The organism is Rhizobium oryziradicis (assembly GCF_001939045.1).
In the GTDB taxonomy this organism is placed as follows: Bacteria; Pseudomonadota; Alphaproteobacteria; order Rhizobiales; family Rhizobiaceae; genus Allorhizobium; species Allorhizobium oryziradicis.
On sequence record NZ_MKIM01000020.1, the window covers coordinates 108,378 to 132,654 of the forward strand.

20 protein-coding genes are annotated in these 24,277 nt (G+C 55.4%); 13 read left to right on the forward strand and 7 right to left on the reverse strand.

Annotation, left to right across the window (positions count from 1 at the left end):
* Positions 1-56: 56 nt before the first annotated feature.
* Together BJF95_RS23995 and BJF95_RS24000 are read right to left on the reverse strand one after the other, a co-directional pair.
* Positions 57-578 carry an SH3 domain-containing protein gene (locus BJF95_RS23995; RefSeq protein ID WP_075637833.1) on the reverse strand — a complete coding sequence of 174 codons (522 nt, stop codon included), beginning with the start codon at positions 576-578 and terminating at the stop codon, positions 57-59.
* Positions 579-650: 72 nt separating this feature from the next.
* On the reverse strand, positions 651-809 hold the full coding sequence (locus BJF95_RS24000; RefSeq protein ID WP_175577184.1) for a hypothetical protein: 159 nt from the start codon (positions 807-809) through the stop codon (positions 651-653).
* Between BJF95_RS24000 and BJF95_RS02345 the strand changes: the two genes are divergently transcribed.
* Positions 808-1,692 (forward strand): DMT family transporter, encoded by an 885-nt coding sequence (locus BJF95_RS02345; protein WP_075637834.1) that lies wholly within the window; start codon positions 808-810, stop codon positions 1,690-1,692. The two genes, BJF95_RS24000 and BJF95_RS02345, sit on opposite strands and share 2 nt — an antisense overlap.
* Positions 1,693-1,871: 179 nt before the next feature.
* Positions 1,872-2,951: a prolipoprotein diacylglyceryl transferase gene (locus tag BJF95_RS02350; protein ID WP_139317377.1), complete on the forward strand. Its 1,080-nt coding sequence runs from the start codon at positions 1,872-1,874 to the stop codon at positions 2,949-2,951.
* Between the two features lie 124 nt (positions 2,952-3,075).
* Here the strand turns inward: BJF95_RS02350 and lysS are convergent, their stop codons facing one another.
* The 5 genes from lysS to BJF95_RS02375 all read right to left on the reverse strand — a co-directional run bounded on the left by lysS (position 3,076) and on the right by BJF95_RS02375 (position 10,119).
* Positions 3,076-4,572 carry a lysine--tRNA ligase gene (gene lysS, locus BJF95_RS02355; protein WP_075637836.1) on the reverse strand — a complete coding sequence of 499 codons (1,497 nt, stop codon included), beginning with the start codon at positions 4,570-4,572 and terminating at the stop codon, positions 3,076-3,078.
* Between the two features lie 79 nt (positions 4,573-4,651).
* Complete coding sequence (gltX, locus tag BJF95_RS02360) at positions 4,652-6,106, reverse strand: glutamate--tRNA ligase (protein WP_075637837.1); 1,455 nt, start codon at positions 6,104-6,106, stop codon at positions 4,652-4,654.
* 552 nt (positions 6,107-6,658) lie between these two features.
* Entirely contained in the window at positions 6,659-8,419 is a 1,761-nt protein-coding gene (locus BJF95_RS02365; protein ID WP_075637838.1) for an SLC13 family permease, read from the reverse strand.
* Positions 8,420-8,566: 147 nt separating this feature from the next.
* Positions 8,567-9,331, reverse strand: a complete 765-nt coding sequence (locus BJF95_RS02370; protein WP_075637839.1) for a TerC family protein — start codon at positions 9,329-9,331, stop codon at positions 8,567-8,569.
* Between the two features lie 95 nt (positions 9,332-9,426).
* A complete protein-coding gene (locus tag BJF95_RS02375; protein ID WP_280950430.1) occupies positions 9,427-10,119 on the reverse strand; it encodes a TetR/AcrR family transcriptional regulator in 693 nt (230 codons plus the stop codon).
* A gap of 138 nt (positions 10,120-10,257) precedes the next feature.
* Here BJF95_RS02375 and BJF95_RS02380 point away from each other — a divergent pair, with 138 nt between their 5' ends.
* From BJF95_RS02380 to BJF95_RS02430, 11 genes are all read left to right on the forward strand, one after another.
* Positions 10,258-11,466, forward strand: coding sequence for an HlyD family secretion protein (locus BJF95_RS02380; RefSeq protein ID WP_075637936.1), 1,209 nt, complete (start codon positions 10,258-10,260; stop codon positions 11,464-11,466).
* Between the two features lie 24 nt (positions 11,467-11,490).
* Positions 11,491-13,068 carry a DHA2 family efflux MFS transporter permease subunit gene (locus BJF95_RS02385; protein WP_075637840.1) on the forward strand — a complete coding sequence of 526 codons (1,578 nt, stop codon included), beginning with the start codon at positions 11,491-11,493 and terminating at the stop codon, positions 13,066-13,068.
* Between the two features lie 149 nt (positions 13,069-13,217).
* Complete coding sequence (locus BJF95_RS02390) at positions 13,218-14,240, forward strand: LacI family DNA-binding transcriptional regulator (protein WP_075637841.1); 1,023 nt, start codon at positions 13,218-13,220, stop codon at positions 14,238-14,240.
* Positions 14,241-14,268: 28 nt separating this feature from the next.
* Positions 14,269-15,723, forward strand: a complete 1,455-nt coding sequence (gene xylB, locus BJF95_RS02395) for a xylulokinase (RefSeq protein ID WP_075637842.1) — start codon at positions 14,269-14,271, stop codon at positions 15,721-15,723.
* 88 nt (positions 15,724-15,811) lie between these two features.
* Positions 15,812-17,119 carry a xylose isomerase gene (xylA, locus tag BJF95_RS02400; RefSeq protein WP_075637843.1) on the forward strand — a complete coding sequence of 436 codons (1,308 nt, stop codon included), beginning with the start codon at positions 15,812-15,814 and terminating at the stop codon, positions 17,117-17,119.
* A gap of 176 nt (positions 17,120-17,295) precedes the next feature.
* The gene (locus BJF95_RS02405; protein ID WP_075637844.1) at positions 17,296-18,348 is read left to right on the forward strand and encodes a sugar phosphate isomerase/epimerase family protein; all 1,053 of its coding nucleotides are present in this window, start codon (positions 17,296-17,298) and stop codon (positions 18,346-18,348) included.
* Positions 18,349-18,557: 209 nt separating this feature from the next.
* Complete coding sequence (locus BJF95_RS02410; RefSeq protein WP_075637845.1) at positions 18,558-19,730, forward strand: Gfo/Idh/MocA family protein; 1,173 nt, start codon at positions 18,558-18,560, stop codon at positions 19,728-19,730.
* Between the two features lie 234 nt (positions 19,731-19,964).
* Entirely contained in the window at positions 19,965-21,332 is a 1,368-nt protein-coding gene (locus BJF95_RS02415) for a GH1 family beta-glucosidase (RefSeq protein WP_075637846.1), read from the forward strand.
* A gap of 354 nt (positions 21,333-21,686) precedes the next feature.
* Positions 21,687-22,727, forward strand: a complete 1,041-nt coding sequence (locus BJF95_RS02420) for a methionine ABC transporter ATP-binding protein (RefSeq protein WP_083638661.1) — start codon at positions 21,687-21,689, stop codon at positions 22,725-22,727.
* Positions 22,717-23,385 carry a methionine ABC transporter permease gene (locus tag BJF95_RS02425; RefSeq protein WP_075637848.1) on the forward strand — a complete coding sequence of 223 codons (669 nt, stop codon included), beginning with the start codon at positions 22,717-22,719 and terminating at the stop codon, positions 23,383-23,385. Before BJF95_RS02420 ends, BJF95_RS02425 begins: the two co-directional genes overlap by 11 nt.
* A 37-nt stretch (positions 23,386-23,422) precedes the next feature.
* On the forward strand, positions 23,423-24,202 hold the full coding sequence (locus BJF95_RS02430) for a MetQ/NlpA family ABC transporter substrate-binding protein (RefSeq protein WP_075637849.1): 780 nt from the start codon (positions 23,423-23,425) through the stop codon (positions 24,200-24,202).
* Positions 24,203-24,277 lie beyond the last annotated feature (75 nt).

The window sequence follows — 24,277 nt, forward strand, 5'->3', positions numbered from 1 at the left end:
AAGCAGAATGAGCACATGAAAGGGCGTGGTGCAAACCGCGCCCTTGTTGTTTGTGCTTATTCGTTGCCGCTGTTTTTATCGGAGCCAAAGGCATTTGGAACCTGCCAATTGCCATATTTGTCGCGCTTTGGCCTGATCGGCATATCGAGATAGGGGCCGCCGGGCACGCCGCCAATGGTGTCATCGGGGCTATCATCCGGTTCGCCGCCGGTTTTCTTCAAAAACCGGCCATCCACCCAGCCGCTGATGCGCGGACGATCATAGGTGGCAATGCGGCACCAATAGCCGCCGCGGCTTTCCATGCAGTTTTGCCGGTCCACCGGGGTGCCTTCATTCAACGTGTTGATAATGCGAAAATTGGGCCCGGCACCAGACAGCACCGGCAAATCAGAGCCTTTCGGCAGGCCGGTGACGTGCCATAGATAAGGATCGGGCATGCCGGTGGTGGGCGTGCGGCTTTGGGTGTCACTGCCATCCATGGGCGGCGCTTCGATGACAGATTGGCTCATGGCAGGAGAGGTCATGAGCATCCATCCGAGACTTGTAACCATCAGCCCCGTTTTGATTATGATACGCATTGTCTTCTCCTCAAAATTCGCACGCTGCATGCATGATAGGGTCTATTGGTTAAATCCGGGTGGACTTTCTTTTTAGGCCAGCCTGCGTGTATTTTCACGTTCTGCCCCGCCGATCGGCAGTTCTTTTGCTGGAAAAAGCTGATATATCTGAAAACGAAGCAGGCGCTTCTTCTCCTTCTCGAAAAGATTTTCATCTCTCGAGGGCGAACTCCAGATCTTGATGGCGTGCATGAAATCGAACCCGCTTGGCTATCTCTTTGCGTTCATCGCTTTCACGGTATTTTCCATTCAGGATGGTATTTCAAAACATCTGGGTGATAGTTATTCGCCCATTGTGGTGGCCACGGTGCGCTATTGGGCGTTTGCCGCCTTTGCGCTTGTTATGGCCGCACGCTCCAAACATGGCTTTAAGGTTGCGCTGAAAAGCACACGTCCCGTTTTGCAGATTGTGCGCGGCTTGCTGCTGGGTGTGCAGATTATTGTGTCCATATTGGCCTTTTATTATGTCGGGCTTGGTCAGTCGCAGGCGATTTTTGCCTCAGGGCCGATTTTCATCGCTCTCTTGTCGGTTCCGATGCTGGGCGAAAAAGTGGGCTGGCGGCGCTGGACGGCGATTTGTGTGGGGCTGGTTGGCGTTCTGCTGATTTTGTCACCGCGATCGGGAAGCTTTAACCCGATGATGATTTTGCCCTTGATTTGTGCCGTATCTGGCGCGTTTTATGGCATATTGACACGGCTGGTCAGCCGGACTGACCCGCCTGTTACCAGCTTTTTCTACATGTGCATGGTGGGCTTTGTCGGGGCCAATTGCCTGGCACCGTTTTACTTCACGCCAGTTGCGCGCGCCGATTGGTTCTGGCTGGCGGCCCTGTGTTGCACGGGAATTGTTGGCCACCTTTGCCTGATCAAGGCCTATGAAAAGCTGGATGCCGTCGTGTTGCAACCCATAGGATATTTCCAGCTGGTGCTGGGATCCATAATCGCAGTGGTTGTTTTCCAAGAGACGCTAAAAGTCAATATGGTGTTTGGCTCCATCATCGTTGTGGGGGCTGGTCTCTTCACTGTTTGGCGCGAACATGTTGTGTCGCGCGCGGCGAAAAACGCTAAAACCTGAATTTTATTCAATTTTTAGATGTAACGGCGCGTTAACTACGCTGTTAAATTCCACCGCCTGTTGTGGCCGGTTACCGCCGAAATTAAGTGTTCTGCAATGCAATACCGCCAATTCTCTTCTCAATAGAAGTTGGAAAGGCGTGGGGCAATGCGCCTTTTTCGCGGGACATGGGTATCCTCATGAAGAAACTATTTGGCAAGATCCGCCTGACGCGGAAAATGTTATGGATATTTATCGGCGTATGCGTGGTGTGCAATGCCACGGGTGCGGCTGCCGTCTTTATTGGACGTGATAGACTGATCGGCCCTTCCTATGCCGATTTGAATGGTCTTTCATGCATGGAGGTTGGCTCGGTTGATATTCATCACAAAGATCAGGTCTGGGTGCGCAAATACGTCTCTGTTGATCATGCCGATGGTGTAAGCCGCATCAAAACCGCATTGCGGGTGGCAAAAGCCGTTGCCGATAGCCGCAAAGTAGATCTGGTGCAGGTGGTGGTGGTGGATAAAAACGGCCCAACCGACCGCTCAGGCATTCGTGGCCGTGCCATTGGCGCTGATGTTGTCTATATTCGCGACCCTGAAACGCTGCCTGCTGGTGTAACCCGCGCAAAGCTGACAGCGCGGTACGTGGATGCTAGAGCCAACAGCACCGGCGATTTCTATGGTACCACGGTTAACCTGCCAACCAACAATGCAGCTGCCATCATGGCCAAAATGACCGATAAGGTTGACTGCGATAAGCCTGTTCCCGTTCTGCCGGAAGGTGAATTGAAAGCAAAGGCCAAAGAAGGCGAACATGCAGCACCTGCCGAAAGCGCCCACGGTGGTGGTGAGGAGAAGGCCGTCGAGAAGCCAGCCGCTGAGCATGGCGGCGAAGCTGCCGCCCCGGCTGAAGAAAAGCCAGGGATGATTGCCTCCATCAAGAGCATGATCTTTGGCGCCCCAGAAAAGCCTGCGGCTGATGCCCATAGCGAAGCGCAACCTGTTGTTCCAAGCATTGAAGGTCCAAAAACCGAGGCCAAGCCCAGCGCGGATGCCCACGGTGGCGATAAGGCGGCTGCCCAAAAGCCGGAGGATCACGCAACGTCTGAGCCTGTGACAATGCCTGCCGTCGTGACAAAGCCAGCCGAGATTGTGGCCGCTGTGGAGCCCGTCGAAGATCAAAGCTTACTGACCTCGGTGAAATCGATGGTCTTCGGTGCCAAAGAGCCTGAAGACAGCAAGAAGCCAGTGGTGGTTGACGAAAAGTCGCATTGATTTCTGCCAGATCCGGATTGAACACGACAGCATGAAAAAGCCCGCCGCGAGAGGATCGCGGCGGGCTTTTTCATGCGTGTCTCAGGCTTCTCGCAGATAAGAAGAGGAAGCCTGTGTGTTCTGATCAATCCGCCTTGGCGCGCCGCGCCGGGAACAGAATGATGTCGCGGATCGATGGTGCGTTGGTCAGCAGCATGATCAAGCGGTCTACACCAATACCAAGGCCGCCAGCCGGTGGCATGCCCTGATCGATGGCATCGAGGAATTCATCGTCCAGCTGCTTGTCTTTTTCGCCACGGGCATGGGCCTGTTCCAGCTGCTCGACCATGCGCTTGCGCTGCTCTTCCGGGTCGTTCAACTCGGAAAACGCATTGCCGATTTCCCAGGCGTTGCAATAGGTCTCAAACCGCTCCACCAGACGCGGCTCGCCGGGCACTTCCTTGGCGAAAGGCGAAATGTCTTTGGGGAAGTGCGTCACATGGCTTGGTTGAATCAGCGTGCCTTCGACCTTTTCTTCAAAGATGAAGGACAGGCATTCGCCCCATGTCCAATCTTTCTCAACGGCAAAGCCAGCTGCCTCTGAGGCTGCGCGGGCTTCTTCGTCGGTCTTGATGGACAGGAAGTCTATCCCCGTGGCTTCCTTGACAGCATCTGGCATCGGCACGCGCTTGAACGGACCCTTGAAGGAGATTTCCTTGTCGCCAAAGGCAAATTCCGTGGAGCCATGAATGCGCATGGCCAGCTCGCCAAACAGGCGCTCCACCAGATCCATCATGTCTTCGTAATCGGCATAGGCCCAGTAGCACTCCATCATGGTGAATTCTGGATTGTGCCGGGTGGAGACGCCTTCGTTGCGGAAGTTGCGGTTGATTTCAAAGATCTTGTCGGACAGGCCAGACACCAGCGTGCGCTTGAGGAAGAGTTCCGGCGCAATGCGCAGATACATGTCCTGCTTCAGCGTGTTGTGATGGGTCTTGAACGGATCGGCAGACGCGCCGCCATAGATGGATTGCAGCATGGGGGTTTCGACCTCCATGAAGCCATCGTTTTCCATAAAGCGGCGAATGCCGGAGACGATCTTGGAGCGCTGCTGAAAGCGCAGCTTGGATTCGTCATTGGTCAGAATGTCGAGGTGGCGCTTGCGGTAGCGCACTTCAATGTCGGTCACGCCGTGGTATTTTTCCGGCATGGGCAGAAGCGTCTTGGTCAACATGGTGATGGTTTCGGCGTTGATGGTCAGCTCGCCGCGCTTGGTGCGGCGAACAGGACCGGTGACGCCAATAATATCGCCCAGATCAATCATCGGCAGAAGGCTGCGCGCCTCTTCAGGCGTCGTGTCCTTATGGGAAAAGATCTGGATTTTGCCAGATGCATCGCGCAGGTCCATGAACATGCCGGAATTGCGCGAAGAATAGATGCGGCCAGCAACCGTGACGGTCTCGCCCGCTTCTGTGTCCGGCTCCAGCTCGGCATATTTCTCAGCCAATTCCGCCGTGGTGGTGGTGCGGTGGAAATGGGCTGGATAAACATCGCCAATCTGCTCGCGCAGCAGCGCCAGTTTCTGGCGGCGCACTTCAGCGGCGTCGGAGGAGAGGGCGGTTTCGGTGTTTGCTTCGGTCATCTTGGTCGCCTATCGGGCACGAAATTTGAAATCAATGAAGGGAACCCCTCCCGCAATGGGGAGGGATCGGATTTGCCAATCAGACGGCACCTGCCATAGTCGTCAATACTTGAATGGCCACTTTAAGGCGCTGGCGCACCACAGAACGACCCAGAAGCGCCATGCTGTCGAACAGCGGCAGCGAGCGCTGGCTGCCAGACACGGCGACAAACAGCGGCGGTGTTACCACGCGCAGCTTCTTGCCCATGCGCTCGGAAATGGCGCGCAGCTCTTCTTCAATGGTCGCCACATTCCATTCCAGAATCTTTTCCAGATCGGCTTGAACGGTGGTGACGATTTCCAGCGTATCGGCAGGCGTGGTCTTAAGGCCCGCAAACGAGGCAGGTGTCAGGCCCACATCATTGGACAGCATGAAGCCTGCAAGGTTTGGCAATTCCCCCAGCTTGGTCACGCGGCTCTGCGCCAGTTTCAGCGCTTCGGTCAGGCGGTCGTTTTCCGATGCCCATTCAAACACGCGGGCCAGATACTCTTCCGGCGTCAGCTTTTCACGCAGCCAGCGACCGTTCAGCCAATCCAGCTTTTGAATATCGAAAATCGCACCTGCCTTTGAGAGATTGTCAGGATCGAAATTGGCAATCAACTGCTCCATGTCCAGCAGTTCCTCGCCTTCCGCGATCTGCATGAAGAACAGGCCGAGGAAGTTCATCAGCGCTTCCGGCAGATAGCCCAGCGCCGAATAATAGGAGATCGACGTTGGGTTCTTGCGCTTCGAAAGCTTCGATTTGTCGGCATTGCGCATCAGGCTGAGATGCATGAACACCGGCGGCTCAAGGCCGAGGTATTTGTAGATCAGGATGTGCTTTGGCACCGATGCCAACCACTCTTCGCCGCGCGCGACGTGGGTGATTTTCATCAGGTGGTCATCCACCACATTGGCCATATGGTAGGTTGGCATGCCGTCTGCCTTGAGCAGAACCTGCATGTCTACGCTTTCCCATGGAATCGACACGTCGCCATAGACGCCATCGTGGAAGTCACACGAGCCGGAGGTGGGGATTTTAAGGCGCACAACCGAAGGCTCGCCGGCTTCCATACGGGCGGTGACTTCTTCTGCTTTGAGGTGCAGGCACAGACCATCATAACCCGGAGGCTTGCCCGCAGCGCGCTGGCTTTCACGCATCTGCTCCAGCCGCTCCGGCGTGCAGAAACAGCGAAAGGCATTGCCTTCATTGACCATCTTATCGACAAACGGACGATAGGTATCCTTGCGCTCAGACTGGCGGTACGGACCATAAGGGCCGCCAACATCCGGGCCTTCAGCCCAGGTCAACCCGGTCCATTTCAGCGCGTCCAGCACTTTCTGCTCAAACTCTGCGGTGGAGCGAGTGGCATCGGTATCTTCGATGCGCAAGATGAACTCGCCGCCGTGTTTTTTGGCAAACAGATAGTTGAACAGCGCGATATAGGCTGTGCCAACATGGGGCTCGCCAGTGGGGGAAGGGGCAATGCGGACGCGGACGCCGGAAGTGGTCATGGTTTTTCTCGTATTCGCGTGCAGGCGGCCAAGCGAAGGTTCGCCTTGAGAATGATGATGTTAAAAAATGCAGAAATGCTCCTAGAATCTGTCTGGTTCAATGTGAACAAGACAGATTCTAGATTTTTGTTTGAGTTTGTCTGATCGGTAAAACCGGGTTCCACCTTTCCCTGACAAACTCTAGCAGGCGCATTTTTCAGCAAATTTCCTTGTGCTTGCCTTAGGCCATATTCAGCGCCAAGCGTCAAGGAAAACCCAATCTATGGGCCTGCGTTGGGAATGTCGCGGTCTCAAAACGTTAAAATAATAAAAAATGCACCCAGCGTGGAACCATTCTCTATCACCGACGTTATAGGCTCATAATAAAGATTGTGCCCTTTATATATGACGATACCAGCTGCGGCCGCCTTACCGCTTTTGACGTCATGTGTATCGGGCAACGGTTCCGCACTAACCGGTCAAGCTTTATTATTGTAAACCTCCCCCTTTGAAGCCCGCGTCTCTGACGCGGGCTTTTTTTTTGGCACAAATCCATGCCCCACGCTTTGGGGGCTATTTTATCGGCCAGAACAGAATGAGTGTGGGGATGGCAACCACAATAATCAAGAACGACAGAGGCAGGCCCAGACGGGGATAGTCGCTAAAGCGGTAACCGCCCGGTCCCATTACCAGCGTATTGCACTGGTGGCCAATGGGGGTGAGAAAGTCGCAGCCAGCACCAATGGCCACGGCCATCAAGAATGCGTCGGGCCGGTAGCCCAGATTATGTGCAAAGCTTGCCGCAATCGGTGCCATGACCAACACGGTGGCGGCATTGTTGAGAAAGGGTGTCACGGCCATGGCCGTCACCAAAATCAGCGTCAACGCTCCATAAGGCGGCAGATTATGGGCAACGTTGCCAAGCCAGCCCGCAATCACGTCGCTGGCTCCTGTGGTGCGCAAGGTATCACTGACCGGAATAAGGGCGGCCAGCATCACCAGAATAGGGCCGTCCACCGATTGATAGAGATCATTGAGCGGAATGACGCGGAAAATGACCATGGCAACCGCTGCGGCAAAAAAGGCAACCGCCACCGGCGCAATGCCGATTGCTGTCGAGCCCATGGCAGCAATCAGGATCAAGATGGGGATGAGCATGCTGCGGGTGGTGCCGAGCAGAATTTCGCGCTCGGCCAAGGGAAGACATCCCAATTCCTTGAGCACGGCAGGCAGAGCCTTGCGATGGCCTTGCAACACCACAACGTCACCGGTTTTCAGCATCACTTCGGCCAGGCGCTCCTTGATGCGCTTGCCTTTGCGGCTGACGGCAAGAAGGTTGATGCCATAGGTGTTGAACAGCGAAACATCCCGCGCAGACAGGCCTTTCAGCGGGGATGTCGGGCCGACCACAGCCTCAATGGCGGTCATTTCGCTGCTCGAGCCAGCCTTCTTGCCAGATAGCTTGAGGGCCGATTGACTGACCACCCTATCAAGTGCCTCGGATGGACCTTCCAACAGCAGAGTATCATTGGCTTGCAGCACAATATCGGGAAAGGGCGAGATGCGGCTGTGGCCACGCATGATGGCAGTGGCAATGACCTCGCCCGAGGCAGGGCTCAGCAAATCACGCAACGGCTTTCCCTTGAGGCTGGAACCTTCCGGCACGGCGGCCTCGGTGACAAAATTTGAAGTGCCCAAGGCTTCTTGCACGGTTGGATTCTGGTTTTGCCGCTGGGGCACCAGCCAATAGAAAAACATCAGGAACAACACACCGGCCACGGCAAGCGTGGCACCCACCGGGGTGAAATCAAACATGGTGAAGGGCGTGCCGGTCAACTCGCCCCGCAGCCTTGAGACGACGATATTGGGTGAGGTGCCAATTTGCGTCATCAACCCGCCCAGCAGGGCACCAAAGGCCATGGGCATCAAAAATGTGGAGGGCGCTCTGCTGGATTTGCGGGCAAACTGAAAGGCAACCGGCATCATGATTGCCAGAGCGCCAATGTTTTTGATGAAGGCTGAGAGCACCGTCACCGTCAGCACCAGAAGCAGCATCTGGGCGCGTAGCGAGACGAGATTGGGAAAGAATTTCTTGATAGCGGCATCAACAAGGCCGGAGCGGGCAACACCGGCGCTGACCACCAGTGCGCTGCCCACAATGATGACAATGTCATCCGAAAAGCCGGAAAAGGCCTTGTCTGATGGCACAAGGCCAAGAGCAACGGCTGCCAGCAGGGTCAAGCCCGCAACCACATCATAGCGTATCTTGTCCCACATGAATGCGACCATCATCACGCCGATAACGATAAAGGCCAATATCTGTTGATGTGTCATGAATGTCCTGATGGTGCGAGGTCTTGTGCAGAATGCATCACACAGTGCATTTGTTCCAGTGCCTTTTGCATGGTCGCTTATATAGCGACCATGCGGATGACGGCGTGCTGCGGATGCGCCTGTCAGGCGTCTTCAGGCTGACAGTTTTTAATGCAGCGTATGCTCGTCTGATTTGGGGCTTTTGCGCTTGTTTCTGCGGCGCGCCATCATGTTGAGCCCTTCGACCAGAGCCGAGAAAGCCATGGCTGCATAAATATAGCCCTTTGGCACATGGAAGCCCATGCCATCGGCAATCAGGGTCATGCCGATCATCATCAGAAAGCCCAAAGCCAGCATGACAACGGTGGGGTTTTTCTCGATGAACCGTCCAAGTGGATTGGCGGCCAGCAACATGGCGGTGACGGCAACAATGACCGCAATGACCATGATGATGACATGCTCTGTCATGCCAACGGCGGTGATGATACTATCCACCGAAAACACCAGATCAAGCAGCAAAATCTGACCAACCACAGCCCCCATTGTCGCCGTGGTTGAGGTTGTGAGAAAGTCGCTGTCCTTGTCAACCGGATCTACGGTATGGTGAATTTCCTTGGTGGCCTTCCAGACAAGAAACAGACCGCCTGCAATCAGGATCATGTCTTTCCATGAAAAGCCGTGGTCAAACAGTGTAAAGACAGGATTGGTGAGTTTGACGATCCAGGCCACCGTGCCCAGCAGGGCCAATCGCATGACAAGGGCAAGGCCAATGCCGATCCGTCTTGCTTTTTCCCGCTGTTGGGCAGGAAGCTTGTTGGAGAGAATGGAAATAAAAACCAGATTGTCGATGCCAAGCACAACCTCCATGGCGATGAGGCTGATAAGGGCGATCCACGCCGCTGGGCTGCTGGCTAAAGTGATAATGTCTTGCATTTATGTCCCCGGTCGCGACCCCGCCTGTTAAGGTGTGCGGGGTGTGAGGCCTATATAAGCAAGAACATGCACTTGAGTAGAGCCATAGCGAGGCTTTATTTTGGCCCATAGCCGAGCAGAAACAGGTGCAAAGCACTGTCGATCACCATGTCGACCTCTTTTTCGAGATCCTCTGCGTTGGGCTGGCCAAACAGCCTTTCTTTGAAAAACGTGCCCGTGGCCAGTTCAATGAACTGCCGTGCTGCCAGTTGCACATTGTCAATGTGCAGATTGCCCAGATTGACCTGTTTTTGCAAAAAGGCTTCCAGAACAGAACGGGCATTTTCTGGCCCAAATTGCATGAAACTGCGACAGAGGTTGGGCATGCGATCAATCACGCCCAGCAGGATGCGGATGGCTCCGGTCATCTCGCTTGTCAAAATATAGATGGCAAATGTCTTGCCATATTTTCGCAGAAGATCGCGGACATCGCCTTCTTCGGCCAAAATGTCGCGCAAAGTGGCTGCAAATTTCTGCTTGTTGGTTTCAATCAAAGCCGAGAACAGGTCTTCCTTATTCTCGAAATACACATAGAGCGTTCCTTTTGAAACGCCGGCCTCGCGGGTGATGTGGTTCATGCTGGTTGCATCAAAACCATAGGTCATGAATGCCCGTCTTGCGCCCTCAAGAATTTGCTCGCGCTTGGCCGGGTCTGCTCCCGCTGCGAAGCGACCTGCGCCGGGCTGACAGCGCTTTTCGGCGTCCTGCTCTTCCTGGTTGTCCGTAGCAATATTGGCTTCGTGTTCCAAAAATTAACCTCAAGATGTGTAATCGGCTCAATAAATCCTGATCGCGACTTGATATGTGGTAAAAAACGCTTTATGTCAAATCGAACCGAACGGTTCCGTTCGATTAAATTTTACTTCGTTCCATTGATGGTGATTTTGATGTCTGTCTCTCCAATAAAGGGCGCAGTTCGCGCTGCGGGTGTTTCTGATGATGCTGCACAGCACCCTGACAATGGACATGAAGAGGTCGTGAGCAAGCAGGCGGGCACGTCTGGCGAGGCTGTAGCACCAGCTGCCAAGGTTGTTGCAAAGCCTGCCAAAAAGCGTAGCCCCGTCTTGCCTGTGATCCTGCTTGGGATTCTGGCTGGGGGCGGATATTTCGGCTACAATTGGTGGACCGAAGGCCGGTTCATGGTGGAAACCGATGATGCCTACATTGCCGGAGACATCGCAACCATTTCGCCAAAGGTGACCGGCTACGTAAAAACTGTTTTGATTGCTAATAACCAGCGCGTGAAAGCGGGCGACGTGATGGTTACCCTCGATGATGGTGATTATCGCATTGCGCTCGAGCAGGCCCAGAGCCAGCTTGCCACGCAGAAACTGACCGTTGACCGCATGGCCGCACAAGTGATCGGTGGCGAAGCGGCTGTTCAGCAGGCGCAGGCGCAGCTTCTGGCGGCGCAGGCAACCCTGCATTCGGCAGAATTGACCTTCAAGCGTGTGACCGATCTTCGTGCTCAGTCTGTCATGTCGCAGGCCGAGCTGGACACAGCAACCTCCGCGCTTGAGACGGGCAAAGCCAATGTTGCTGCGGCCGTTGCGGCTGTTGCATCGGCCAACGCCAATATTTCAGTGCTGAAGGCGCAAAAGGCTGAGGCCGAAGCTGGCGTGAAAACGGAAGAGCTGGCGGTTGCGCAGGCCCAGCGCAATCTGGATTTCACGATTTTGCGCGCACCTTATGATGGCGTGATTGGTAATCTGGGTGTCCAAGAGGGCAATCTGGTGTCGAGCGGTGCGCGTTTGGCGTCGCTGGTGCCGGTGGATAAGCTCTATATTGACGCGAATTTCAAGGAAACGCAGATTTCCGATATTGTTCCAGGCTCAAAGGTCAAGCTTCACGTCGATGCCTATGGCAAGACGCCGATCGAAGGCACTGTTGTGTCTCTGGCTGCGGGATCTGGTTCCGTGTTTTCCATGCTGCCACCTGAAAACGCCACAGGCAATTTCACCAAGATCATTCAGCGCGTTCCTGTTCGGATCGCCATTCCGCAAGATGTGCTGGACAAGGGTTTTCTGAAAGCAGGTCTGAGCGTTGTGGTTGAAGTGGATACGCGCACGGCTCCTAAAGAAGATGGCGTGAAGTAAGACGCGGAGTGCGAGGCGAAGGCCATGGCAACGACAGTGACACCATCCGCGCATGCGGCTCCATCTGACACCATCGATCCGCGGGTCATGATTGGCTTTATTGCCATGGTGTTCGGCATGTTCATGGCGATCCTGGATATCCAGATCGTCTCGGCTTCTCTTTCCGAAATTCAGGCTGGCCTTGGGGCTGGCACGGAAGAGGTCGCGTGGGTGCAGACGGCTTATCTGATTGCCGAAGTGATCATGATTCCGCTGTCGGGCATTCTGGCGCGGATCTTGTCAACGCGGGTGTTGTTCACCTTGGCTGCGGCAGGCTTTACGCTGTCGAGCGCGCTGGCGGCCACGGCCACCGATATCAATCAGATGATCGCCTATCGCGCCATTCAGGGCTTTATCGGCGGTGGCATGATTCCCTCGGTGTTTGCCGCAGCGTTTACGATTTTCCCGCCTTCAAAACGCAGCTTTGTATCGCCATTGATTGGTCTTGTGGCAACCCTTGCCCCCACCATCGGCCCAACAGTTGGCGGCTATATCAGCCACGCCATGTCGTGGCACTGGCTGTTTCTGATCAATGTCATTCCCGGCATCATCGTGTCTTTGACCGTTTGGTCCTTTGTGGATTTTGACAAGCCAGACCGCTCGCTGTTGAAGAAATTCGATTGGTGGGGCCTGTTGGCAATGGCACTGTTTTTGGGTGCCATGGAATATGTGCTGGAAGAGGGCAACAGCAAAGACTGGTTCAGTGATCAGCGGATCATCTGGGGCACGATTGTCATGTCTGTTGGTGGTGTGGTGTTTTTCTACCGAGCCTTCACCCAGGAGTTGCCGATTGTTGACCTGAAGGCATTCACCAATCGCAATTTTGCCTTTGGTTCGTTGTTTTCATTCGTGATGGGCATTGGCCTTTACGGCTTGACCTATCTTTACCCGCTCTATCTTGCGCGTGTGCGTGGCTACGACAGTTTGGCCATCGGCGAGACCATGTTTGTATCCGGTCTTGCGATGTTTATGACGGCACCGATCGCCGGTAAACTGTCGGTCAAGATGGACCCGCGCATCATGATGGCCACTGGCTTTATCAGCTTTGGCGTCGGCACTTATATGGTCACCGGATTGACGGCTGATTGGGATTTTTATGAGCTGCTGATTCCACAGATTTTGCGCGGCTGTGGCCTGATGATTTGCATGGTGCCGATCAACAATATTGCGCTGGGCACCTTGCCGCCAGAGCGCATCAAGAATGCGTCCGGGCTCTATAACCTCACCCGTAATCTGGGTGGTGCTGTTGGCCTCGCCATCATCAACACCATGCTGACCCAGCGCACCGATGAGCATTACGCCCGATTGGTCGAACATGTGAACCCTAGCAATCCGGCTGCCATGAGCTGGCTTGCGCAAGTGTCCGGTCGGCTTGGCATGTTCGGTTTGGACGGCGATGCGGCAGCGTTGAAAAAGCTGGCAGGCATGGTCAATCAGCAGGCGTGGATCATGGCGTTTATTGATGTTTTTCTTGGGCTTACCGTGCTTTTTTGCATTCTGACCGTGATGACGAGCCTGATCAAAAAGCCTTCTGCGGTGGTGCCCGCAGACGCGGGCCACTGATTTTTCGAAATCCACCGCCGTGGAGAGACCGTCGCATTCCCCCCGATGCGGCGGTTTCTTTTTTTATGAATTTGAGGTACGTACATCAAAAAACCGTTTACGTGGTTTGCGTTCTCCTTTAAAGGAGGTGACGCGCTCAAGGAGGGGTGATGAAACCGACCGTTCACAGCATTGCCGCTCATGCCGGTGTCAGCCTCGCCACGGTGGATCGTGTGTTAAACGCGCGCCCCGGCGTTCGTGCTGCAACACGGGCGCGGGTGGAAGCGGCAGTCGAAGCCTTGGGCTTTGTGCGCGATGTGGCGGCGGCCAATCTGGCCAAGAGCCGCATTTATCCTTTCACCTTCATTTTGCCCGCCAACGACAATTCCTTCATGCGTGAATTGCGCCGACAGGTCTTGGATGCGGCCAGCCGGGCAGGGGTGGAGCGGACCCGTATTGATATTGTGGATGTGCCTGCCTTTGATGGGGCAGCGCTTGTGGCTGCACTCCAACAGGTTGCTGAAACCGGCCCCGCTGGTGTGGCGCTGGTAGCGGTGGACGCACCTGAAGTGGCGGAGGCGGTTGCACAGCTTCGCCAATCAGGCGTGCCGGTGGTGACACTGGTGTCTGATCTCTCCAGCACCGAGCGCGATCATTTTGCCGGCATTGATAATATTGCAGCGGGCCGCACGGCGGCAAGCTTGCTGGGGCGTTTTCTCAGCGGGCGCTCAGGCTCTGTTGCGATTTTGGCGGGCTCCATGCTGGTGCGCGACCATCGCGAGCGCTTTGAGGGTTTTTGCGCGGTGATGGCAACCGAGTTTCCCTCATTAACATTATTGCCCGTGCTGGAAGGGCTGGATGATCCACTCCGGGTGGAGGTGCTGTTGCGGGAGCAATTCGCAAGCCACGACATTCTTGGGCTTTACAGTCTGGGTGCCGGTAACCGCGGTCTGGTGCGGGCGCTGGAGACGTTGGAGGTAAGCAAGCGGCCTTCGGTGATTGCCCATGAGCTGACCCAGACGACGCGGGCAGCGCTGGAGGTGGGCTTGGTGGATGCGGTGCTCAATCAGGATGCAGGCCATGAGGTAAGAAGTACTATTCGGGTGTTGAAAGCCAAGGCCGATGGCGCAGCCGTGGTGGCAGCGCAAGAGCGTATTCGGCTCGACATATTTTTGAAGGATAACCTGCCTTAACGTTTGGCAGGTGATGGAGGAATAGATCATGTATCTCGGTTTGGATCTCGGCACGTCTGGTGTCAAAGCCATGTTAATGGACGGCGATCAAAAGGTGATCGGCTCTGGCCATGGCGCGCTTAACGTCTCACGGCCGCATTCTGGCTGGTCGGAGCAGGCACCTCAGGATTGGATTTCGGCCTGTGAAGAGGCAATCTCCGGTCTCAAAGCGCAGTTTCCCAAAGAGCTTGCTGCCGTGAAAGGCATTGGCCTATCGGGCCATATGCATGGCGCAACCTTGATCGATGCCGAAGACAAGGTGCTGCGACCCTGCATTTTGTGGAATGACACACGCTCCCATCAGGAAGCCGCAACGCTGGACGCCGATCCACGCTTTCGTGCGCTGACCGGCAATATCGTATTTCCGGGCTTTACCGCGCCCAAGCTGGTTTGGGTGAAAAACAATGAGCCTGAGGTGTTTGGCAAAGTGGCCAAGGTGCTGCTGCCCAAGGATTATCTGCGGCTATGGCTGACGGGAGAATATCTCTCTGACATGTCGGATTCGGCGGGTACATCCTGGCTGGATACGGGCAAACGGGCTTGGTCGTCTGACCTTCTGGACGCAACAGGCCTTTCCGAGCGGCAAATGCCGGGTCTTGTTGAAGGCACCGAACAGGCCGGGACGTTGCGTGCCGAGCTTGCGAGCAAATGGGGCCTTGGTGCCAATGTTGTGGTGGCCGGTGGCGCTGGCGACAACGCGGCGTCTGCTTGCGGCATGGGCACCGTGGCGGAAGGCCATGCCTTTGTGTCGCTGGGCACATCCGGCGTGCTGTTTGCCGCCAATGGCTCCTATCTGCCTAAGCCGGAAAGTGCCGTGCATGCCTTTTGCCATGCGCTGCCCAACACCTGGCACCAGATGGGCGTGATCTTGTCGGCAACGGATGCGCTGAACTGGTATTCTGGCATCAGCGGCCAATCGGCGGGCAATCTCACCGCAGAGCTGGGCAATGAGTTGCAAGCGCCAACTGGCGTGACCTTCCTGCCTTATCTCTCCGGTGAGCGCACACCTCATAATGATGCGGCAATCCGGGGTGCTTTCATTGGTCTTGGCCATGACTCCTCTCGTGCCGTGCTGACCCAAGCGGTGTTGGAAGGGGTCAGCTTTGCCATTCGCGATAGTCTTGAAGCGCTGAAATCCGCAGGCACGTCTTTGTCACGCGTTACCGCCATCGGTGGCGGCTCGCGCTCGCGCTATTGGCTGGCATCCATTGCCACAGCCCTTGGCATTCCGGTGGATGTGCCAGCCGACGGCGATTTTGGTGCAGCCTTTGGTGCGGCCCGTCTGGGGCTGATTGCAGCGACGGGGGCTGATCCTGTCTCCGTTTGCTCGGCACCCGCGACGGAAGCGGTGGTGGAGCCCGTATCCGCTTTGCAAGACGGTTATGAGGCGGCCTATCAGCGCTATCGCGCGCTTTATCCGGCCATCAAGTCAATCCAGCATTAAAACCATAACAGTCATCCTGCTTTTGACGGAATGCGCAAAAGCGGGATGAGAACATACGACACAGATCTTTAAATCAGGAGGAATACCCATGAGCACAGGCTTTTTCGGCGATATCACCAAAATTAAATATGAAGGTGAAGGCAGCACCAATCCGCTGGCTTTTCGCCATTATAACCCCGATGAAGTGGTGATGGGCAAGCGGATGGAAGACCATCTTCGCTTTGCCATTGCCTATTGGCACACATTTGTCTGGCCGGGCACGGACCCGTTTGGCGGCAACACCTTTGAGCGTCCATGGTTTGAAGACAGCATGCAGGCTGCGAAATTGAAGGCCGATGTGGCATTTGAATTCTTCCAGCTGCTTGGCACGCCTTACTATTGCTTCCACGATGCCGATGTGCGCCCCGAAGGCGCAAACTTTGCTGAGAACACCAAGAACCTCAACGAAATCGTCGATTACTTTGCCCAAAAGCAGGCCGACACAGGCGTCAAGCTGCTGTGGGGCACAGCCAACATGTTCTCGCACCGCCGCTATATGTCGGGTGCCGCCACCAATCCTGATCCCGATGTGTTTGCTTTTGCAGCCGCCACGGTGAAGACCTGCCTTGATGCGACCCAAAAACTCGGCGGCGAAAACTATGTGCTGTGGGGCGGTCGCGAAGGCTATGAAACCCTGCTCAACACCGATCTGAAACAGGAACTCGACCATATGGGTCGTTTCCTCAACATGGTCGTGGAATATAAGCACAAGATCGGCTTCAAGGGTGCCATCCTGATTGAGCCAAAGCCGCAAGAGCCCTCCAAGCATCAGTATGATTATGATGTTGCCACCGTTTACGGCTTCCTCAAGAATTACGGTCTTGAGAAAGAAGTGAAGGTCAATATCGAGCAGGGCCACGCCATTTTGGCCGGTCATACCTTTGAGCATGAGCTGGCTTTGGCCAATGCGCTTGGCATTTTCGGCTCGATTGATATGAACCGCAACGATTACCAGTCCGGTTGGGACACCGACCAGTTCCCCAACAATGTACCGGAAATGGCGCTGGCCTATTATCAAGTGCTGCAAGCCGGTGGCTTCACCACGGGCGGCACCAATTTCGACAGTAAGCTGCGCCGCCAGTCAATTGACCCGGCAGACCTGTTGATCGGCCATATCGGTGGTATGGATTGCTGCGCTCGTGGCCTGAAGGCTGCTGCGAAAATGGTGGAAGACAAGGCTCTCTTGGGTCCGCTAGAGAAGCGCTACAGCGGCTGGAACAGCGACAGCGCCAAGGCCATGCTGGCCAGCGGCACGCTGGAAAGCATCGCAGCCCGCGTAGAACAAGACAACATCAATCCAAAGCCTGTGTCCGGCCAGCAAGAGTGGCTGGAAAACGTGGTCAATCGCTACGTTTAATCAACTTGCAGTGGCTGGCGGGGAAAGGTGCTTTCCCCGCCAGCTTTGCGCGCCTGCCTGATTTTCAGGGGCGATTTTTTCTTTTTCACTGTTGCAAACACAAAAGCGCTTCACAGCGTCGAGAGAATTGAATACACCACCTGTAACGTTTCAGTATCATTTTGGAGGAGATGCATATGAAGACGATCAAGGGGCCTGCTCTGTTTTTGGGCCAGTTTGCGGGCGATACTGCTCCGTTTAATTCCTGGGATGCTATTACCAAATGGGCCGCTGAAAAGGGCTATCTAGGCGTGCAGGTGCCTACATGGGCTGGCCAGCTTATCGATTTGAAAAAAGCGGCTGAATCCAAAGATTATTGTGATGAACTGGCCGGTATTGCCCGCCAGAACGGTGTGGAAATCACCGAACTGTCCACCCATTTGCAAGGCCAACTGGTGGCCGTCAATCCCGTCTACGATGAAGCCTTTGATGGTTTCGCGGCCCCCGAAGTGCGCGGCAACCCGAAAGCGCGGCAAGCGTGGGCGGTGGAACAGGTCAAATATGCGCTGAAAGCCTCAAACCATCTGGGTATCAAGGCCCATGCCACGTTTTCAGGCGCACTCGCCTGGCCCTATATTTACCCATGGCCGCAGCGCCCAGCAGGGCTGGTGGAAACCGCTTTTGATGAACTGGCCAAACGCTGGTTGCCGATCCTCAACTATGCCGATGAGCAGGGCGTGGATGTGTGTTATGAAATTCACCCGGGTGAAGATCTTCATGATGGCGTGACGTTCGAGATGTTTCTGGAGCGCGTGGGCAACCATGCCCGCGCCAACATGCTCTACGATCCATCGCATTATGTGCTGCAATGCCTCGATTATCTCGACAACATCTATATCTACAAAGACCGCATCAAGATGTTCCACGTCAAGGATGCCGAGTTTAACCCCACCGGCCGTCAAGGCGTCTATGGCGGCTATCAGGGCTGGGTCAATCGCGCTGGCCGCTTCCGCTCACCGGGCGATGGCCAGGTGGATTTTGGCGCGATCTTTTCCAAAATGGCCGCTAATGATTTCGACGGCTGGGCTGTGGTGGAATGGGAATGCGCGCTGAAACATCCAGAAGACGGTGCCCGTGAAGGAGCAGAATTCGTCAAGGCGCATATTATCCGGGTGACAGAACACGCCTTTGATGATTTTGCATCGAGCGGCACCGATGATGCCGCCAACCGGCGGATGTTGGGGCTGTAACGAAACGTTCCATGCATGGCCTACCCCCCTCTACCCTGCCGGGCATCTCCCCCTCACGGGGGGGAGATAGAAAGCAGATAGGTTGGCGATTTATATTGAATGGTCTGAATAGCAAGGTTTGCGGTCAATCTCCCCCCTTGAGGGGGAGATGTCACGAGAGTGACAGAGGGGGGTGCCCCGCGTTCTCTGCATTTTAGGAGGAAATTCCAATGACAATTGAAGCAAGCAAATCCGAGCAACGCGCCCCTAAAATCCGCCTTGGCATGGTTGGTGGCGGGCAGGGGGCATTTATTGGCGCAGTGCATCGCATGGCTGCCCGGCTGGATGATCATTATGATCTGGAGGCAGGTGCGCTCTCGTCCACGCCAGAAAAATCTCAGGCCTCGGGCCGCGATCTGGGGCTGGACCCGGCCCGCTGCTATGGCTCATTTGAAGAAATGGCTGCAAGCGAAGCGGCCCGCCCGGATGGTATCGAGGCGGTTTCCATCGTCACGCCAAACCACGTGCATTTTGCCGCCGCTAAAGCCTTTCTGGAACGCGGTATTCACGTGATCTGCGACAAACCGCTTACCTCCAATCTGGAGGATGCCAAGGCGCTCAAAGCGGCGGCGGACAAAGCCAAGGCGCTGTTCATCCTCACCCACAATTACACGGGCTATCCCATGGTGCGCCATGCCCGCGAACTGGTACAAAGTGGTGCATTGGGTGAAATCCGTCTGGTGCAAATGGAATACCCACAAGATTGGCTGGCGGAACCGGTGGAGCAATCTGGTGCCAAGCAAGCCGTCTGGCGCACCGATCCGGCGCAATCGGGCGTTGGCGGCTCAACCGGCGACATCGGCACCCACGCCTATAACCTTGGCAGTTTCATTTCGGGTTTGACCCTGCATGAACTCTCAGCCGATGTGCATACCTTCGTGGAAGGCCGCAGGCTGGATGACAATGCCCATGTGATGCTCCGCTTTGAAGGTGGTGCCAAAGGTCTTTTGTGGTGCAGCCAGGTGGCAACCGGCAATGAAAACGGGTTGAAAGTGCGTATCTACGGCACCAAAGCCGGGATTGAATGGACGCAGGCTGATCCGAATTACCTGTGGTTCACCAAGCTGGGCGAGCCAAAACAGCTTATCACCCGTGGCGGTGCCGGAGCAGGCGCGGCGAGCGCCCGCGTCACCCGCATCCCCGGCGGTCATCCGGAAGGCTACCTCGAAGCCTTTGCCACCATCTACAGCGAGGCGGCGCAAGCCATTAACGCCGCCAAGGCTGGCGTGGCGGTTGACCCGGCGGTGGTGTATCCAACGGTTGACGATGGGGTGAAGGGTGTGGCGTTTGTCACGGCCTGTATTGAATCATCGAAGCAGAACGGGGCTTGGGTAAAAGTTTGAGGCCCAGACTTCGAGATCGCGAATGGGAATGGAAGTGGTTACGGTTTTTCCTTTCCCGTGCCACCACATTGGTCTAAACAGCTTTCAGTATAAATTTGCACCTGTTGATTGACCCTAAAGCCTGTCGCAGTGAATAGGATTAACTGCGACAGGCTTTAGGTCTTATTGTGTTGCATGTGCGTTGTTGTTTCATTGAGGACAATGAAACGCGACATGCTTTAACGGGAGTTCCAGATGACCGATCCCAAGCTTCTCGCTGCTCGTTTTCCCAAAGACTTCTTGTTTGGCGTCGCCACCGCCTCCTACCAGATCGAAGGAGCCACCAAAGCCGATGGCCGCAAAGCCTGCATCTGGGATGCGTTTTCCAATATGCCGGGCCGGGTGTATCAAGGGCATAATGGCGATGTGGCTTGTGATCATTACAATCGTTGGGAAGCGGATCTTGATCTGATCAAGGAGATGGGTGTTTCGGCCTATCGGTTCTCAATCGCATGGCCGCGCATTATCCCGGATGGCACAGGCCGGGTGAATGAAACGGGTCTGGATTTCTACGACAAGCTGGTGGACGGTCTTAAAGATCGCGGCATCAAGGCCTATGCCACGCTGTATCATTGGGATCTGCCGCTGGCGCTGATGGGCGATGGCGGCTGGGCGGCACGTTCCACGGCTTACGCGTTTCAGCGCTATGCGAAATTGGTGATGGCGCGACTGGGTGATCGGCTGGATGCGGTGGCGACCTTTAATGAGCCATGGTGTTCGGTGTGGCTGTCGCACCTCTATGGTGTTCATGCGCCGGGCGAGCGCAATATGGATGCAGCACTGCATGCGCTGCACTATACCAATCTGGCCCATGGTCTGGGCATTGATGCCATTCGCCAGGTGGCGCCGCAGGTGCCTGCCGGGCTGGTGCTGAATGCCCATTCTGTTATTCCCGGCTCTGAGAGTGCAGCCGATAAGGCGGCGGCAGAGCGCGCCCATCAATTTCACAATGGCGTTTTCTTTGATTCGGTGTTCAAGGGCGAATACCCGGCCGAATTTTTGACGGCGCTTGGTGAGCGTATGCCAAAAATCGAAGAGGGCGATATGGAGATCATCTCGCAGCCGCTCGATTGGTGGGGCCTGAATTATTACACGCCAATGCGGGTTGCGGATGATCCAACCAAGGGTGCCGAGTTTCCGGCAACCGTCGATGCACCGCCGGTGTCGGATGTGAAAACCGATATTGGCTGGGAGGTCTATGCGCCCGCGTTGAAATCTTTGGTGGAAAATCTCTACGATCGCTACACTTTGCCAGTCTGCTACATCACCGAAAATGGTGCCTGCTACAACATGGGCGTGGAAGATGGCGAAGTGGATGATCAGCCCCGGCTGGATTATTACAAAGACCATATCGGCATTATCGCAGATCTGATTGCCGATGGTTTTCCGATGAAGGGCTATTTTGCCTGGAGCCTGATGGATAATTTTGAATGGGCGGAGGGCTATCGCATGCGCTTTGGCCTCGTGCATGTGGATTATGAAACCCAAGTGCGCACGGTGAAGAAAAGCGGCCAATGGTATGGCGCTTTGGCGGCGCTTTTTCCAATTGGCAACCAGGTCTGAGCGAAAATGCGAGTTTAAAAGATAGATTTTGCAGAAAAATGGGCCGAGGGGGAAAATTATCCCTCGGCTTTGGTTGAAAAATCCGGTTGTTTAGCGTTATCCCTCAAATGGCTGTTTGAGCCTGATTTGAAAAAAGCGAGATGAACAATGGTATTGCGGATTGGAAATCGTCGAATGTGTCGCTGACCATCGCCGAAAAGCCGCGCCTGTCTCATCCCTGAAAGCCACGTTCTGTGGCGCATTTATCCGAGAGAATGCCATGTCTTTGACTTTTGAGCCGCAACGCTCCCCAAGGGAGTCTGTTCGATGACGCTTGCTGTCGCATCAAATCCGCACACCTCAACTTCTCACAGCATGGTGGCCTTTGAAGGTGTCACCAAGCAATTTGGCGGGCGTGATGGCCAGTCCACCTTCACGGCGCTGGATGGCGTTGATCTCACCGTTCCCAAAGGGGCGATTACCGGCATTATTGGTCGCTCCGGTGCCGGGAAATCGACGCTGATCCGTCTGGTCAATGGCTTGGAATTGCCCTCCACCGGCAAAGTGCTGGTGGATGATGTCGATGTGGCAGGGTTGAGCGATGCCGGTCTTCGCACGCTGCGCCGCTCGATTGGCATGATTTTCCAGCATTTCAATCTGCTCGCCTCGCGCACCGTCTATGACAATATTGCCCTGCCCTTGGAAATTGCGGGCTTGGATAGGGCCGCGATCAAGGCGCGGGTGGCACCCTTGATGGACCTTGTTGGCCTTGGCGATAAGGCGGGCCGCTATCCGGCCGAATTGTCGGGCGGGCAAAAACAGCGCGTTGGCATTGCGCGGGCGCTGGCCACCGAGCCAAAACTGTTGCTCTCCGATGAGGCAACATCGGCACTGGACCCGGAAACCACCCAGTCGATTCTGGATCTGCTCAAAACCATCAATCGCGATCTGGATTTGACCGTGCTGCTGATCACCCATGAGATGGAGGTGGTGAAGGCCATTGCGTCGCATGTGGCGGTGATTGACAAGGGCCGGATTGTCGAAAATGGCCGCACCTTTGATGTGTTCACCCAACCGCAACACGCCACCACGCAGGCTATGCTGGCGGGCTTGACCGGCTCAAAACTGCCCATCTGGATTACCAGTCGCCTGCATGATAGCCAGCAGGGGGCCGAGCGGGTCTATGTTCGCCTGATTTTCTTTGGTGCAACATCGGAACAGCCTTTGGTGTCCGGGTTGATCAATGAGCTTGGCGTCGAGGTCAATATTCTCGCAGGTACGATTGATGAAATTGCCGGCGAGCCCTATGGCGCGCTGGTGGTGTCCTATCCGGCAACGGCTGATATTTTGGCGCGGGCCGAGCAATTTTTTGCGCGCACCGGTTTGAAAACGGAGGTGCTTGGCTATGGCGCTTGATATGTTGTTGTCGCTGCTGTCCAAGGCCCTGTGGCAGACGCTGCAAATGGTGGCGCTGGCCGGTGTTATTGGCACGGTGATTGGCCTGCCCATCGGCGTGTTTCTGGCCAACAGCGCCAAGGGCGAATTGTTTGCAGCCCCTGTGACCAATCGTGTGGTGGGCTTGATTGTCAACGCCACCCGCTCCACGCCGTTTATCATTCTGGTGGTGGCGATTATTCCATTTACCCGGCTGGTGGCAGGCACGTCGATTGGTACCAATGCTGCCATTGTGCCGCTGACCATTGCCACCATCCCGTTTGTGGCGCGGCTGATCGAGGCCGCCATCCGCGAGGTGGATCGCGGCCTGATTGAGGCGGCCCGCGCCATGGGGGCGACGCGCTGGCAGATTGTTACCAAGGTGCTGATCGCCGAAGCCTTGCCCGCCATCATCATGGCGCTGACCATGACGACGGTGAGCCTGATTGGCTATTCGGCCATGGTGGGCGCGGTTGGCGGCGGCGGCTTGGGGGATCTGGGCATTCGCTATGGTTATCAGCGCTTTATGCCAGAGGTCATGGCAGCGGTGGTGATCTTGCTGATCGTGCTGGTGCAGGTGGTGCAGAGTATTGGCGATGCGCTTGCCAGACGCTTTGACAAACGCCATCGCGAAGGCTGATGGCATTCAATGAGATACGTTTAAAGGAGAGAAGACCATGAAAACATTGCTGTTGGCAGCATCTATTGCTGCGCTTTTATCGGCCGGTGCCGCTTTTGCTGAAACTATTAAAGTGGGTGTCAGTGCCGGTCCACACGCTCAGATCATGGAAGAGGTCAAAAAGGTCGCCAAGACCAAGGGCCTTGATATCGAGATCCTCGAATTCACCGATTACGTCATTCCCAATCAGGCTCTGGCCGATGGCGATTTGCAGGCCAACTCCTTCCAGCACCAGCCCTATCTCGATAATCAGGTCAAGGATCGCGGCTTCAAGCTGGTCAGCATTGCCAAGACCGTGAACTTTCCCATGGGGATCTATTCCAAGAAGGTCAAAACACTGGATGCTTTGAAGGACGGCGCTTCGGTTGCCATTCCAAACGATCCGACCAATGGCGGTCGCGCCCTGCTGATCCTGGCCGATAAGGGTTTGATCAAGTTCAAGGATGGTGCCGGCTTGAAAGTAACACCCGCCGACGTGGTGGAAAATCCAAAGCACCTCTCCTTTGCCGAGCTGGATGCCGCCCAATTGCCGCGCTCGCTGGATGATGTGGATGCAGCGGTGATCAACACCAATTACGCGCTGGAAGCAGGGCTTGATCCTGCCAAGGACCCGATTGCCCGCGAAGGTGAAAAGGCCCCTTATATCAATGTCATCGCCGTGCGCGAACAGGATAAGGATCAGCCTTGGGCCAAGACCCTGGTGGAAGCCTACCACAGTGCCGATGTGAAGGCCTTTATCGTTGCTAAGTTCAAGGGTGCGGTTGTTCCGGCCTGGTAAAGCGCAATAATTGTCGCGAGAGATGAGACCGGCCACGTGCCGGTCTTTTTGTGTGGAGCATGCCTTGGGTTTCCG

Excerpts from the sequence above, each read along its gene's own strand:
- BJF95_RS23995 (WP_075637833.1), bottom strand. The coding sequence starts at position 578 with ATGCGTATCATAATCAAAACGGGGCTGATGGTTACAAGTCTCGGATGG.
- BJF95_RS02345 (WP_075637834.1), top strand. The coding sequence starts at position 808 with ATGAAATCGAACCCGCTTGGCTATCTCTTTGCGTTCATCGCTTTCACG.
- BJF95_RS24000 (WP_175577184.1), bottom strand. The coding sequence starts at position 809 with ATGCACGCCATCAAGATCTGGAGTTCGCCCTCGAGAGATGAAAATCTT.
- BJF95_RS02350 (WP_139317377.1), top strand. The coding sequence starts at position 1,872 with ATGAAGAAACTATTTGGCAAGATCCGCCTGACGCGGAAAATGTTATGG.
- lysS (WP_075637836.1), bottom strand. The coding sequence starts at position 4,572 with ATGACCGAAGCAAACACCGAAACCGCCCTCTCCTCCGACGCCGCTGAA.
- gltX (WP_075637837.1), bottom strand. The coding sequence starts at position 6,106 with ATGACCACTTCCGGCGTCCGCGTCCGCATTGCCCCTTCCCCCACTGGC.
- BJF95_RS02365 (WP_075637838.1), bottom strand. The coding sequence starts at position 8,419 with ATGACACATCAACAGATATTGGCCTTTATCGTTATCGGCGTGATGATG.
- BJF95_RS02370 (WP_075637839.1), bottom strand. The coding sequence starts at position 9,331 with ATGCAAGACATTATCACTTTAGCCAGCAGCCCAGCGGCGTGGATCGCC.
- BJF95_RS02380 (WP_075637936.1), top strand. The coding sequence starts at position 10,258 with ATGTCTGTCTCTCCAATAAAGGGCGCAGTTCGCGCTGCGGGTGTTTCT.
- BJF95_RS02385 (WP_075637840.1), top strand. The coding sequence starts at position 11,491 with ATGGCAACGACAGTGACACCATCCGCGCATGCGGCTCCATCTGACACC.
- BJF95_RS02390 (WP_075637841.1), top strand. The coding sequence starts at position 13,218 with ATGAAACCGACCGTTCACAGCATTGCCGCTCATGCCGGTGTCAGCCTC.
- xylB (WP_075637842.1), top strand. The coding sequence starts at position 14,269 with ATGTATCTCGGTTTGGATCTCGGCACGTCTGGTGTCAAAGCCATGTTA.
- xylA (WP_075637843.1), top strand. The coding sequence starts at position 15,812 with ATGAGCACAGGCTTTTTCGGCGATATCACCAAAATTAAATATGAAGGT.
- BJF95_RS02405 (WP_075637844.1), top strand. The coding sequence starts at position 17,296 with ATGAAGACGATCAAGGGGCCTGCTCTGTTTTTGGGCCAGTTTGCGGGC.
- BJF95_RS02410 (WP_075637845.1), top strand. The coding sequence starts at position 18,558 with ATGACAATTGAAGCAAGCAAATCCGAGCAACGCGCCCCTAAAATCCGC.
- BJF95_RS02415 (WP_075637846.1), top strand. The coding sequence starts at position 19,965 with ATGACCGATCCCAAGCTTCTCGCTGCTCGTTTTCCCAAAGACTTCTTG.
- BJF95_RS02420 (WP_083638661.1), top strand. The coding sequence starts at position 21,687 with ATGGTGGCCTTTGAAGGTGTCACCAAGCAATTTGGCGGGCGTGATGGC.
- BJF95_RS02425 (WP_075637848.1), top strand. The coding sequence starts at position 22,717 with ATGGCGCTTGATATGTTGTTGTCGCTGCTGTCCAAGGCCCTGTGGCAG.
- BJF95_RS02430 (WP_075637849.1), top strand. The coding sequence starts at position 23,423 with ATGAAAACATTGCTGTTGGCAGCATCTATTGCTGCGCTTTTATCGGCC.